At 69.6% G+C, this 12855-nt stretch carries 14 protein-coding genes; 2 read left to right on the top strand and 12 right to left on the bottom strand.

Annotation, left to right across the window (positions count from 1 at the left end; all coding sequences use genetic code 11):
* Positions 1-6: 6 nt before the first annotated feature.
* Positions 7-1152 carry a serine hydrolase domain-containing protein gene (locus E4M01_RS03165; protein WP_135062280.1) on the top strand — a complete coding sequence of 382 codons (1146 nt, stop codon included), beginning with the start codon at positions 7-9 and terminating at the stop codon, positions 1150-1152.
* Between the two features lies 1 nt (position 1153).
* On the opposite strand, the gene E4M01_RS03160 is transcribed toward E4M01_RS03165, so the two are convergent.
* The 11 genes from E4M01_RS03160 to E4M01_RS03110 all read right to left on the bottom strand — a co-directional run bounded on the left by E4M01_RS03160 (position 1154) and on the right by E4M01_RS03110 (position 10711).
* Positions 1154-2725 carry a YifB family Mg chelatase-like AAA ATPase gene (locus E4M01_RS03160; protein ID WP_135062281.1) on the bottom strand — a complete coding sequence of 524 codons (1572 nt, stop codon included), beginning with the start codon at positions 2723-2725 and terminating at the stop codon, positions 1154-1156.
* Between the two features lie 61 nt (positions 2726-2786).
* A complete protein-coding gene (gene gshB / locus E4M01_RS03155) occupies positions 2787-3731 on the bottom strand; it encodes a glutathione synthase (protein ID WP_135062282.1) in 945 nt (314 codons plus the stop codon).
* Between the two features lie 123 nt (positions 3732-3854).
* Positions 3855-4670: a transglutaminase family protein gene (locus E4M01_RS03150; RefSeq protein ID WP_135062283.1), complete on the bottom strand. Its 816-nt coding sequence runs from the start codon at positions 4668-4670 to the stop codon at positions 3855-3857.
* Positions 4667-5065: a YraN family protein gene (locus E4M01_RS03145; protein ID WP_135062284.1), complete on the bottom strand. Its 399-nt coding sequence runs from the start codon at positions 5063-5065 to the stop codon at positions 4667-4669. Before E4M01_RS03145 ends, E4M01_RS03150 begins: the two co-directional genes overlap by 4 nt.
* Entirely contained in the window at positions 5062-5937 is an 876-nt protein-coding gene (rsmI, locus tag E4M01_RS03140) for a 16S rRNA (cytidine(1402)-2'-O)-methyltransferase (protein ID WP_135062285.1), read from the bottom strand. Before rsmI ends, E4M01_RS03145 begins: the two co-directional genes overlap by 4 nt.
* Positions 5938-5984: 47 nt before the next feature.
* Positions 5985-6485, bottom strand: a complete 501-nt coding sequence (locus E4M01_RS03135; protein WP_135062286.1) for a hypothetical protein — start codon at positions 6483-6485, stop codon at positions 5985-5987.
* A gap of 79 nt (positions 6486-6564) precedes the next feature.
* Positions 6565-6810, bottom strand: a complete 246-nt coding sequence (locus tag E4M01_RS03130; RefSeq protein WP_135062287.1) for a hypothetical protein — start codon at positions 6808-6810, stop codon at positions 6565-6567.
* Between the two features lie 51 nt (positions 6811-6861).
* A complete protein-coding gene (locus tag E4M01_RS03125; protein WP_135062288.1) occupies positions 6862-7428 on the bottom strand; it encodes a DsbE family thiol:disulfide interchange protein in 567 nt (188 codons plus the stop codon).
* Complete coding sequence (gene ccmD / locus E4M01_RS03120; RefSeq protein ID WP_135062289.1) at positions 7425-7643, bottom strand: heme exporter protein CcmD; 219 nt, start codon at positions 7641-7643, stop codon at positions 7425-7427. Before ccmD ends, E4M01_RS03125 begins: the two co-directional genes overlap by 4 nt.
* The gene (gene ccmC / locus E4M01_RS03115) at positions 7643-8362 is read right to left on the bottom strand and encodes a heme ABC transporter permease CcmC (protein ID WP_135062290.1); all 720 of its coding nucleotides are present in this window, start codon (positions 8360-8362) and stop codon (positions 7643-7645) included. The genes ccmD and ccmC overlap by 1 nt, the downstream gene beginning before the upstream one ends.
* Before the next feature lie 219 nt (positions 8363-8581).
* Positions 8582-10711, bottom strand: coding sequence for a M13 family metallopeptidase (locus E4M01_RS03110; protein ID WP_135062291.1), 2130 nt, complete (start codon positions 10709-10711; stop codon positions 8582-8584).
* 322 nt (positions 10712-11033) lie between these two features.
* On the opposite strand from E4M01_RS03110, the gene E4M01_RS03105 reads away from it, so the two are divergent.
* Positions 11034-11687, top strand: coding sequence for a TetR/AcrR family transcriptional regulator (locus E4M01_RS03105; protein ID WP_245158189.1), 654 nt, complete (start codon positions 11034-11036; stop codon positions 11685-11687).
* A gap of 17 nt (positions 11688-11704) precedes the next feature.
* On the opposite strand, the gene E4M01_RS03100 is transcribed toward E4M01_RS03105, so the two are convergent.
* Complete coding sequence (locus tag E4M01_RS03100; protein WP_135062292.1) at positions 11705-12826, bottom strand: aromatic ring-hydroxylating dioxygenase subunit alpha; 1122 nt, start codon at positions 12824-12826, stop codon at positions 11705-11707.
* Positions 12827-12855: the final 29 nt, after the last annotated feature.

Here is a 12855-nt window from a genome sequence, read left to right as displayed (position 1 = left end):
AGGACCATGACCGACCTGCCCGACATCCACAGCCTGTGCCCCGACCGTTTCGGCGCGGTGAAGGACGCCTTCGCCCGCAATTTCACCGACGCGCCCGAGGGGCTGGACGAACTGGCCGCGCGCTTCTCGGTGGTCATCGACGGCGAGGTCGCGATCGATCTGTGGGCCGGGTGGGCCGACACGGCGCGAACCCGGGCGTTCGACGAGCGGACGCTGGTCCCGGTCTTCTCGACCGGCAAGTCGGTGATGGCGACGATGATCGCGCGCTGCGTCGACCGGGGGCTGGCGGCCTATGACGACCGGGTCGCTTTCCACTGGCCCGAGTTTGGCCAGGCCGGCAAGGACCGGATCACCATCGGCCAGCTGATGAGCCACCAGTCCGGCCTGCCGGGCTTTTCCGAGACGGTGGAGCCGGCCATCTGGTTCGACCGCCAGGCGGTGCTGGACCGGCTGTGCGCTCAGGCGCCGATGTGGGAGCCTGGCACGGCGTCCGGCTATCACCCGATCACCATCGGCTTTCTGGCCGGCGAACTGTTCCGTCGCCTGGACGGGCGGACCATGGGGACGGCGCTGCGCGAAGACTTCGCCCACCCGTATGGTCTGGACCTGTGGATCGGCCTGCCTGAGGCCGAACACGGCCGCGTGGCGCAGCTTCGCAAGCCCTCGGCGGCGCCGGACCTAGGGATCATCGACGCTATAAAGAAGGCGGCCTTCCTGGACCGCGGCTCGGCTCCCGGCGGGCGCGGTTCGACGGAATGGCGCATGGCCGAGATCCCCTCGGCCAATCTGCACGGCACGGCGCGCGACCTGGCCCGCATCCTGTCGCCCTTCGCCCAGGGCGGGGTGCTGGATGGTGACGAGGTGCTGAGCGCCCGCACCGTGGCCGAGGCGTCCAAAGAGCGCATTCGCGGCCGCGACCGGGTGCTGCCCTTCGACATGGGCTGGGGCGCGGGCTTCACCCTGAATGAAGGGCTGAACATCTTCGGTCCGAACGCGGAGGCCTTCGGCCATTGCGGCTGGGGCGGCTCCTGCGCCTTCGCCGATCCGAAGGCGGGGCTTTCGGCCGCCTATGTCATGACGCGCCAGTCGCCGCACCTGATCGGCGACCCCCGCGCGCTGCGGCTGTTCGAGGCGCTGTATTCGGCGCTCTGACCTAGAAAGCCGGCGCGCCGGTCCGGGCCGTCTGGCGGTCGAAATCGCCCTGGGCGCCGAGGGTGGTGCGGCGATAGAGCAGGGCCTCGGCGATGTGGCGACGAAGGACGCCGTCGCAGCCGTCCAGATCGGCGATTGTGCGGGCCAGGCGCAGGGTGCGCGTCCAGCCGCGCGCGGTCAGGCCGCCCGCCTCGCCGGCGCGCATCAGCAGCATTCGCCCCGCGTCGTCGGGCCGGGCGGTGCGGTCCAGGAAGTCGCCCGAGGCGCGCGAGTTGATCGACGCCACGGGGTCCAGCCCGGCCTCGGCCGCGCGATCGGCCTGCAAGGCGCGGGCGGCGGCGACGCGGGCGGCAGCCTCGGCCGTGCCTTCGGCCGCCGGCGGCAGGGCCATGTCGGCGGCGGTGACGGTGGGCGTCTCGACGGTCAGATCGATGCGGTCGAACAGGGGGCCTGAGATGCGGTTCTGATAGCTGGCCTGGCAGCGCGGGGCCTTGCCGCAAGCGCCGCGGCCGGCCCCGCCCAGGCCGCAGCGGCACGGGTTCATGGCCGCCACCAGCTGGAACCGCGCTGGATAGCGGACATGGGCGTTGGCGCGGGCCACCACGACCTCGCCCGTCTCCAGCGGCTGGCGCAGGGAATCCAGGGCCTGGGGTGCGTATTCGGGCAATTCGTCCAGGAACAGCACGCCGTTGTGCGCCAGGGACGCCTCGCCCGGCTTGGCCCGCAGCCCGCCGCCGGTCAGGGCCGCCATGGAGGCCGAATGGTGCGGCGCGCGGAACGGCCGGTCGCGTGTCAGGGCGCCGCGCTCGATCAGGCCGGCCACCGACCAGATCATCGAGGTCTCCAGCAGTTCGCGCGACGTCAGGGGCGGCAACAGGCCCGGCAGGCGCTGGGCCATCATCGACTTGCCCGAGCCGGGTGGGCCGATGAACAGCAGGTTGTGGCCGCCCGCCGCCGCGATCTCGAGCGCGCGCTTGGCGCCTTCCTGGCCGCGCACTTCGCGCAGGTCCGGCACGGCGGCGCCCGAGCGCATGTCGCCGCGCTCGGGTGCGCGCAGGACCTGCGAGCCCTTGAAATGGTTGATCAGGCCGATCAGCGAACGGGGCGCCAGGATCTGCGCTCCATCGGCCCAGGCGGCTTCGGGTCCGTTGGCCTCGGGACAGATCAGGCCCAGCCCCATGGCCGAGGCGGCGACTGCGGCGGGCAGGGCGCCGCCGACCGAGGCGATCTGACCGTCCAGCCCCAGCTCCCCCACCGCCGCCCAGCCGTCCAGCGCATCGGGCGCGATCACGCCCATGGCGGCCAGAAGGGCCAGCGCGATGGGCAGGTCGAAATGGCTGCCCTCCTTGGGCAGGTCGGCGGGCGCCAGATTGGCGATCACCTTCTTGGGCGGCAGGGCCAGGCCGATGCCCGCGAAGGCGCCGCGCACGCGCTCGCGGCTCTCGGCCACAGCCTTGTCGGGCAGGCCGACGTTGGCGAAGGCGCCCTGCGGACTGCCCAGAAACTGGACCTCCACATCCACGCGCCGCGCGTCCACGCCGTCGAAGGCGACCGTGACAACCCGAGCGACCATGGCGCGCCTCCCTCAACCCAAGGGGAACGAACCATGAACTGGACGGATTGGCAAGCCCGCGTTACGCGGCGCGTCTAGCCTCGATCACGTCCCACAGCAGGGCGCCCGCGTCGACGCCGCTGAAGCGCTTCAGCTGCTGGGCGCCGGTGGGGGAGGTGACGTTGATCTCGGTTAGATAGTCGCCGATCACGTCGATGCCGACGAAGATCAGACCCCGCCGCTTCAGCTCGGGTCCGATGGCGGCGCAGATCTCGCGGTCGCGGGGGGTCAGCTCGACCGGCGCCGCGACGCCGCCCACGCGCAGGTTGGAGCGCACCTGTCCAGACGCCGGGATGCGGTTGATGGCGCCGATCGGCTCGCCGTCGATCAGGATGATCCGCTTGTCCCCGGCCGAGACGGCGGGGATGAATTTCTGGATCACCAGCGGATCGCGGCTGCCCATGGCGTGGATTTCGACCAGGGCGTCCAGGTTCGGGTCGCCGGCCTTCAGCCGCACCACGCCCGAACCGGCCGCGCCGTGCAGCGGTTTCAGAACCACGTCGCCGTGCTTCTGATGGAAGGCGTTCAGGGCGACCGGGTCCGACGAAATCAGAGTCGGCGGCGTCAGGCCGGGGAAGCGTGTGACCAAGAGCTTCTCGGGCGCCGAGCGCACCTCGGCGGGGTCGTTCACCACCAGAGTGTGCGGATGCACCGTCTCCAGCAGATAGGTGGCGGTGACATAGGCCATGTCGAAGGGCGGATCCTGGCGCATCAGGATCACGTCGACATCGGCCGCCAGGTCCAGCTTGGCCTCTTCACCGAAGACGACATGGTCGCCTTGGGCCGCCTTCAGACTGACCGGACGGGCGCGGCAGAACAGGCGGCCGTCCTCCAGCGCCAGGGTGCGGAAGTCGTAGACCCACAGGCTGTGCCCGCGCTCCTGGGCCGACAGGGCCAACAGGAAGGTGGTGTCGGACTCGACGTCGACCGCCTCGATGGGGTCCATCTGAATGGCGACCTTGAGCATCTTGGATCTCTCTTGTTTGGCGCTAACGCCCGCGCCACGGACGCGGGTTGCTTGAGCGCCGAGGCGGGCGCTGTCGGGTGTGGCTTACTTGAGCGTGGCGGGGCGTCGCTGCAAGGCGCAGCTTCAGTTCAGGCGCAGACGAACGCGGTCGAACACGACCTGGCGGCCCACCTCGGCGGCGCCGTCCACGCCTCGGGCGCGCGAAAGCGCGTCCAAGGCGCCGGCGAGGGCGCCTTGTTTCTCGCGGGCGGCGGCGACGTCCAGCCAGGGCCGGTGATCCTCGGGGTCCAAGAGGGCGCGGCGCAGGGCTGAGCGCTCAGCCGCCTCGAAGTCGCCGGCCTTGAGCGCGCGGCTGAAAAGGATGTTCTGCAGTCGGATCAGGGCCTGACGCTCGCTGACCGGGGCCATCAGCAGATCCAGCCGGTCCGCGACATGAGGCGTCAGGCCGGCCCTCAGCGCGCGGCGGGTGAGCTCGGAGGGAAGCACGACCCGCCCCTGGCTGAACGGGTCCAGCGCCACCGGGCCTTCGGGGGTTTCGACGCGCAGCAGGACGTGGCCAGGAAAGTCCACGGCGGCGGCCTGAACGCCCGCCCTGCGCGCCGCGTCCAGGTAGAAGACCGCCAGGGCCGCCGAGAGGCCGCGCCGCCGCTCGGCCACATCGATGACGTCGGTGTTTCCGGGGTCGTCGTAGCGCAGCAGGTCGCCGTTGAACCGCAGATCGGCCGACAGCGTCTCGGCCAGAGCGTCATCGACCGGCTCGCCGCCGATGCGCTCTTTCAGGCGTTCGCCCGCGATGGCGGCCAGGACGCGGACCGGCTCGGGGTCGCGGAACGGCCAGTCGTGCAGCGCACAGGCGAGGGCGGCTTCCAGAAGGGGGAACTCCGCCTCCTCGCTTCGGCCGATCTCGGCCAACTGGGCTTCGGCCTCTTCGCGCGTCACGACGGATATCCGATGTCTGGCGACATAACGCCGCGAAGATGACGCGGAAATCGGCCGGGGGCCAGCGCGACCATATCCAGCCGCAGATCCAGCCCGGCCAGGGCGGGACGGCCGCGCGCCACGGCCTGGCCCGAGGCCAGCAGCCGCGCGTGCTGATGCGGGGTCAGGGACAGCATCGCGGCCTCCAGGGTGGTTCGGCGCTTGACCTCGACCACGGCCAGAACGCGGCCGCGCCGGGCCAGGATGTCGATCTCGCCCGCGCGGCTCTTCAGCCGGAAGCCGATGATCTGATAGCCCTTCAGCATCAGAAAGACCGCCGCGATCCATTCGGCGGCATGACCCTCGCGCCGCGACCGGCCGCCCAGGCGGCGACGCCAGGGCGCGGCCGGCTTCACCCGGCACCCTTCAGTTCCAGGGCGCGGCGGTAGAGCGGCTTGCGCGACAGGTTCAGCGCCTTGGACACCTCTGCGGCCGCCTCGCCGGGCGGCAGGCGGGTCAGGGCTTCGGCCAGGGCCGCGTCCGCATCGGCTTCGGTGGCGACCTCGGCGTCGCCCGGCGCCACGACGACGACGATCTCGCCCTTCGGGCCGTCCAGAGCCGGGTTCTGCGCCAAGGCGTCCAGCGGGCCGCGCACGCAGTCTTCATAGAGTTTGGTCAGTTCGCGCGTGACCGCCGCCGGACGCGCGCCCAGCACGGCGGCCATGTCGGTCAGGCTGTCCTTCAGGCGTGGTCCGCTCTCGAAGAAGACCAGGGTCTGCCGCCCCGGCCGCAGTTCTTCCAGCATCGCCTTACGCGCCGCCGACTTGGGCGGCAGGAAGCCGGCGAAGGTGACGCGGTCGGCGGGCAGCCCTGCTAGCATCAGGGCGGCCAGCAGGCTCGAGGCGCCGGGAATGGGATGCAGGGGCAGCCCGGCCGCAATCACGGCGCGGGCGACGACATAGCCCGGATCGCTCACCATCGGCGTGCCGGCGTCCGACACCAGGGCCACGACGGCGCCTTCGCGGATCCGTTCGATGGCGATCTCGGCCGCGCGAGCCGAGGCGTGGTCGTCGCACCGCTCCAGTTTCGCCTTCAGCCCATAGGCGGCCATCAGCTTGCCCGACACCCGCGTGTCCTCGGCCAGCACCAGATCGGCGGCGGCCAGGACATCCAGCGCCCGCAGGGTGATGTCGCGCAGATTGCCGATGGGCGTGGCCACCAGATACAGGCCCGCCTCGACCCCGCGCGGCGGCGGGGCGAGAGGCGGGAAAAGCGGCCGATCGATCATGGGCCAAGGGTGGCAGGCGCCGCCCCTGGCCTCAAGACATCATATTCTCACCGGTCCCCGGTCGACCGCGAGATGGCGGCGCGCATACCCTCGGCGTGCAGGGCGCCCGACGGGGCGATCTTGCGGTTCGGCAGGTCGATCATGCCCGCGTCCGAGGTCTTGTCCTCGGGCCCGCGCCAGGGGTGGGCGTCCTGGCGACGGCGCAGCGCCGCGCGCAGGTTCTTCTGGGCCGCGCCGGCCAGTTCGGCCCGCTTCACGCCGCGACGACGCTCGATCTCCTTGTTGACCCGCTTGACCGCCGTGGCGAGCGCGGCCTTCTTCTCCTTGGCCCCCGTGTCGGCGCCGGATTCCTTGGCGCCGCTCTTGGCGTCGCGGGCGCGGGCGCGGGTCATCGTCTTGACGCGGTCACGACGCTCGCGAAGACGACGCGCCAAGCCGACCAATTCGGGGCCTTCCAGCTTGCACAGAGCCGGCGCGCGGCTCTGATCCACCAGCTCGCGCTCGTCCTTGGTCAGGTTGCGGTCTTCGGTTTTCTTGGCGCGCGCCATGGTCGTCTCCTTGTAAGCTTGAGGAGACAAAGCGTGTCAGATCGGCGTGCGGTTCCGGCTTGCGACGCCGAGCCGCGCCCTAGATGCGGATGTCCAGCATCGAGCCCGGCCGCAGCAGACGGCCTTCCTGCATGGCCTCGACGCGATCGGCCAGCGGGCGGGGCAGGGTCGCGGGATCCAGGGGCGCTGACCTCGTCTCGACCGGCGCGGCGGGCGCCGGCTGGCCCATGGCGGCGCGGAAGAAGGCGGCCTGGGCCGCGCGCGCATCGTTGGCCGGTTGCACGCCGGGCAGAGGCAGGGGCAGGTCGGGACGAATCGCGCTCATGCCCGCAGGGTTAACCGGAACGGTCTAAAGAGGGTTAACGAGCTTTAGGGATCAGCGGGATGGGGCGGTCGGCAGGGCGCGGGGCGGGGCCTGGATGGCCCGGATCAGCGGCTCGATGTCGGCGGGCTGGACCAGGGGGCCGGACGCCTTGGCGGTGATCTTGCCCATGGCGTCCACGGCGAAGGTTTCGGGCACGCCTGAAATGCCCAGGTCCAGGCCGGCCCGGCCCTCGCGATCGACCAGCACCATGGCGAAGGGGTCGCCCAGTTCGTCCAGGAAGGCGCGGGTCGCGGCGGGGTCGTCCTTGTAGGCGATGCCCACCACGGCCACGCCCCGGCGCTGAAGCTCGAGAAGCTGGGGGTGCTCCAGCCGGCAGGGCGCGCACCAGGAGGCGAAGACATTGACAATCATCGGCCGCCCGCGCCCGGCGGTCTTCAGGTCCAGCATGGCGTCGCCGGTCCGGTCGCCGTCCAGCATCGGCAGCACCGTCTCGGGGATGGGCTGGCCGACCATGGCGTCGGGCTTGAACGCCGGATCGCGCTTCAGCGACCAGCCGATGAACAGGATCGCCAGGGCCGCCAGAACGACCAGGGGCAGGAGCGCCAGCCAGCGGTTCATTGCTCTGGCCCTATCGCGCTTCCCGCTGCTTGAGGGCGGGTTTCCGGTCCTACCGCGCCTTGCGCGGCTTGAGGGCTGTTTTCGGCCTTCAGCGCCGCGCTCCAGCGGCGCGAGGCGGCGCCGGCGCGCACGACCAGGCCAGCCAAGACCACCGCGCTGATCGCCCAGGCGGGCCAAACGAAGGCGGCGTAGGGGCTCATGTCCAGATCCAGCATCAGGCTTCCAGAGCGCGGCGGGCGCGGATCGACAAGACGCGGCGGCGCGTGACCTCGGTTCGGATCGCGGTGATCCACAGCGCCAGGAACAGCACCCCATAGGCCGCCATCATGGTCAGCAGCGGCGCCAGATAGGCCGAATCCATGGACGGGCCTCCAACGCGCAGCAGGGACGCCGGCTGATGCAGGGTGTTCCACCAGTCAACCGAGAACCGCACGATCGGCAGGTTGATCAGCCCGACAAGGCCCAGCACGGCGGCGGCGCGCGCCGCCTTGGCCTCGTCGTCGATCGAGGCCCTGAGCGCCATGTAGCCGAGGTAGAACAGGAACAGCACCAGCACGCTGGTCAGACGCGCGTCCCACACCCACCAGGCGCCCCACATCGGCTGGCCCCAAAGAGAGCCCGTGATCAGCGCCAAGGCCGTGAAGGCCGCGCCCGGCAGAGCCGCCGCGCGCGCCGCCGCATCGGCCAGCGGGTGGCGGAAGATTAGTGAGAAGAGGCTGGCAACGCCCAGCGCGCCATAGGCCATCAAGCCCAGCGAGGCGGCGGGCACGTGCACGAACATGATCCGCACCGTGTCGCCTTGCTGATAGTCCTCCGGCGCGATGAAGCTGAGCCAGACGCCGATGGCCAGCAGCACCGCCGCCGCAGCCCAGAGCACGGGCGTCAGAGGACGAGTGAAGCGCATGAAGCGCTCAGGATTGGCGAGGCCGAACATGACGCGCGGATTACGCCGCCCTCGCGGCGCGGGCAAGGCAGCGCCGCTGCGACCAGCGGCCTCAAGCAGCGCGAAGTGCGATAGGCCCAACGTGGAGCCTGAAGCAGCGCGAAGCGCGATAGGCCCAAGGTGGAGCCTGAAGCAGCGCGAAGCGCGTCAGGCCATACAAAAAGACCGGGGCGCAAACCCCGGTCTTTTCTTTTCCAGTCGTGTGGCGGCCTACCAGAGGCGGACCCGGCCCTCGGGGGCGACGTAGTATTTGTCGCCGGGCTGAACGTCGAAGGCCTCGTACCAGGCGTCCACGTTGCGGATCGGGCCGATGACGCGGAACTCCGCCGGGCTGTGGGGTCCGTTGGTGACCTGCTGGCGCAGAGCCTCCTCGCGGTACTTGGTCTGCCAGACCTGGGCCCAGCCGTAGAAAACGCGCTGGTCGCCAGTGGTGCCGTCCAGGACGGGCGACGGCTGGCCGTTCAGCGACGCGCGATAGCCTTCCAGGCCCAAGGTGACGCCGGCCAGGTCGCCGATGTTCTCGCCGCGGCTCAGACCCGGACGGATCGGATAGCCCGGCAGCGGCTCATAGCTGGCGAACTGGGCGTCCATGATGTCGGTCGCCTTGGTGAAGTTGGCCGCGTCCTCGGCCGTCCACCAGTCACGCAGCACGCCGTCGCCGTCGGACTTGCGGCCTTGGTCGTCGAAGCCATGCCCGATCTCGTGTCCGATCACGCCGCCGATGGCGCCGTAGTTGACCGCCGGGTCGGCGTCGGGATCGAAGAACGGCGGCTGGAGGATCGCCGCCGGGAAGACGATCTCGTTCATGGTCGAGTTGTAGTAGGCGTTCACCGTCTGCGGCGTCATGCCCCACTCATCGCGGTCCACAGGGCCGTTCATGCGGCCGCGATTGTAATTCCACTCGAAGGCGTTGGCCCGCTCGGCGTTGCCGAACAGGTCGTCGGCGCGAATGTCCAGGGCGGAGTAGTCGCGCCACTTCGACGGATAGCCGATCTTGACGTTGAACTTCTTCAGCTTGTCCTGAGCCTGCGCCTTGGTGGCGTCGCCCATCCACGGCAGCTGGTTGATGCGGGCCTCCAGCGCGACGCGCAGGTTGGCGACCAGCTCCTCCATCTTGGCCTTGGATTCCGGCGGGAAGTATTCAGCGACATAGAGGCGGCCCATGGACTCGCCCAGCATGCCTTCGGTGAAGGAGATGCCGCGCTTGTCGCGCGCGCGCTGCTCGGGCTGGCCCTGCAGATCGCGCAGGCGGAAGCCCCACTGCGCGTCAGCGAACCGCTTGGATAGGCGCGAAGCGGCGCGGTCGGTGGTGTGGAAGGCCTGCCAGGCCTGCAGGGTCTCGACCGGAGTTTCGGCGAAAATGGCCGCCATCTGCGGGAAGGCTGTGTTCTGGCGAACGACCACACGCTGCACGTCGCCCAGTCCGGCGGCATTCATATAGCCCGCCCAATCGAAGCCTGGCGCCGTCTCGGTCAGGCTGGCGGGGGTGAACTCGTTATAGGTCCGGTCGCGGTCGCGGCTCTGCTCAGGGCTCCAGTGGGCCTCGGCGATGCGGGTCTCGAAGGCCATGACCGCATCAGCGGCCGCCGACGGGTTCGCCCAGCCGGCCAGGGTCAGCATCTGCTCCAGATAGGCGCGGTACAGGCCGCGCTGACGCTCGAAACGCGGGTCCAGATAATAGTCGCGATTGGGCAGTCCGAGGCCTGACTGGCTGATGTAGCTGACATAGGCGTTGGGCGACTTCTGGTCGGCGCTGATGCCCATGCCGAACAGCGACCCGCGCGTGCGATCGGTGCGGCCCATGTAGGCGGCCAGCTTGGCGTGAGTGTCCAGGGCGCGGATGTCGGCGAGGTAGGGGTCGATCGGCGCGCGGTCCAGCTGTTCGACGCGAGCCTCGTCCATATAGGAGCGATAGGCGTCGGCGATCTTCTGCTCGTCGGAGCCGGCCGTCAGGTCGCGGCGGGCCGAAAGGGTGTCCACCATGGCCTTGAGGCGATTGTCCGACAGTTCGCGCAGCAGGGCGAACGAGCCGTAGGAGGTGCGGTCCGACGGAATTTCGAGCCGGTCCAGGGCCGCGCCGTTGGCGTAGCGGAAGAAGTTGTCGCCAGGGCGCACCGAAGTGTCGCGGCTCGACAGATCGAAGCCCCAGCTCCCGTACTTGGGCGCCTCGACGCCCTGCCAGCCTGAGGCTCCGCCGGCGACGGGCGCAGTCTGGAACAGTTCGAAGACGGTGCAGGCCTCGTCGACACAGGCGTGGTTGTGCCCGTCATCGTGCGCCATTGCGGCTTGGGCGGGCAGGAGGAGGGCGGCCGCGGCGGCCCCGATCAGCAGTCTCTTCATGAGCGAAGTCCTTGATTCGGCCCGGCCTTGCCGGGGTCGGTGGCGACCCTATGCCGCCCTGCCTCCGAGTCGCCTTAAAAAAAATTCATGAAAGCGGCCAAGTTCGAATGACGTTGTGTTTCGACCCACAGGCTTTCGAGCTTCAAGCGTTGCAGTTGAAGACCCATTTTGGTCATTCTTGGTTGGTCTAAGCCAGGTTTCTCCAGCCTGTCAGGGCAACCAGTACATTCCGTCGCGTCCACGCGCCGGGTCGCATGATCCGACGCGCGGACGCTGTGTTCACGGCGGGGCCGCCCGCCAGTCAGCGTTGAGTAGCCGTCCCATGAGTGAAGCCTCCCCCTCCGGCGCCGTCTCCATCCAAACCGCCCCGCGAATGAACCGCCGTCAGGCGGCGAAGGTGCGCACCCGGCAAAAAGTCCTGGACGCCGCTCGCGCCCTGTTCGCTGAGCGCGGCTACGACCCGGCCACCATACGCGACATCGCCAAGGGCGCTGGCATGTCCACGGGCGCCGTCTTCGCCAACTTTCAGGATAAGGCCGAGCTTTTCGAGGCGGTTCTGACCGAGGACCTGCAGGGCGCCGCCAATGTGCTGCGCGATGGCGCATCGCGCGAAGCGCCTGTGCGTGATCGCTTGGTGAACGGCTTCATCGCGGGCTATCACGCTTCGCTGGAGCAACTGCCGCTGGTTCAGGCCGTGGTGGCCCGCTCCTGGTTCCAGCCGACCGAGGCGGAGGCGCGGCTGCGCCCGGCTTTCAGGGCCCTTCCGATGGTCGGCGTCGAGGTCCTCGAAAGCGCAAAGGCGCGCGGCGAGCTGAAGTCGGACGCCGATCCCCGTCTGTTGGGTGAACTGGTCTGGGCCGCCTATCTGTCGAACTATCGCCGCGCCGCCTATGAGGGCTGGGATGCGGACACCTTGTCCGACCATATCGGCCGCCAGGTCGACGCCATTCTGGCGGGTGCGCTGAACCGGCAGTAAGGCTGGGCCTCAGAGGCCTAGCTCTTCCACCTCAGCACGGCCGGCTTGACCGGATTTGAAAAGTCGCGCCCCTCGGCGCGGCTTTTCGTCCATTCGCGCTTGAGCTGCTGATACCACTTGGCCTGTTTGTCGGCGTCGTCGATCCAGATCAGGGCCGGGTCGTAGCGCAGGCCCTCGTTCTGCAGGTTCACCATGCCGCCGTCCTGTTTCAGGAAGGCGACCACCCCCATCCGCAGGAAGGGCTTTGCCAGGTTGAACACCCAGTGGTCGGACCAGAAGATCTGGGTGATGCGGGTCTTGGTCTCGGTCACCGGCGTCAGGCAGGTCAGGGCCAAGACCTGGCGCTCCCCGACCTCAATGTGCTCCCAGCGATAGCCGGGCAGGCGGAAGGTGATCTCGGTCGCCGGCGCGCCGCCCAGGATCTTGTAGGCGCGGCTGTTGGACGAGGGCGCGTGGCGGACCATGGCGAAGCCGTGCTCGCGCGGTTCAAAGGCCTTGGCCTTCTCGTGCATCGAATGCTCTGACCGCCACCACCACTGCTGATGCACATAGGGGCCGTGCGCGGGGTCCATCAGACCGACGACGGCGTGGTCGATGTGGCTGTCGAAATCCATCGCCTCGACCAGCTTGGCCTCGCCGCCAACCACGCCGGGAAAAACTGGCGGCTCGTGGTCGGGCGCCATGGGGTTGCGTACGTCCGAGGCCATCCAGACGAAGACGACGCCCTGGCTTTCGCGCACGGGATAGGACCGCACGCGGATCCGGTCGGCCTCGATAGCCTGATCCTCGACCAGGGAGGGAATGGCGGCGCAGACGCCGTCGGGTCGGAAGCGCCAGCCGTGATAGGGGCATTCGATCGTCTCGCCCTCGCCCGGCTTGTCGACCAGGCGGCCGGCCGACAGGGGCGCCGCGCGGTGCGGGCAGATGTCGCGCATGGCGTAGACCTGGCCCGCCCGGGTCCGACCGATCAGCACCGGCTCGCCCATGATCTCATAGCGTTTCAGCGAGGCGGCGGCGACGTCGCGCGCCAGAGCGACGAAATACCAGGCGTCGCGCACGAACCCCTTGCCGAAGGCGGCGGGCGGGGGCGCGCGTTCGACATTGGAGGGCTGGACGGCGGCGGTGTCTGCGGTCTTCATGGCCTGTCCATATCAAGCGACGCGGCGGC

Origin of the sequence: Brevundimonas sp. MF30-B (assembly GCF_004683885.1) — a bacterium.
Classification (GTDB): Bacteria; Pseudomonadota; Alphaproteobacteria; order Caulobacterales; family Caulobacteraceae; genus Brevundimonas.
This window is presented reverse-complemented; position numbering and strand designations above follow the sequence as displayed.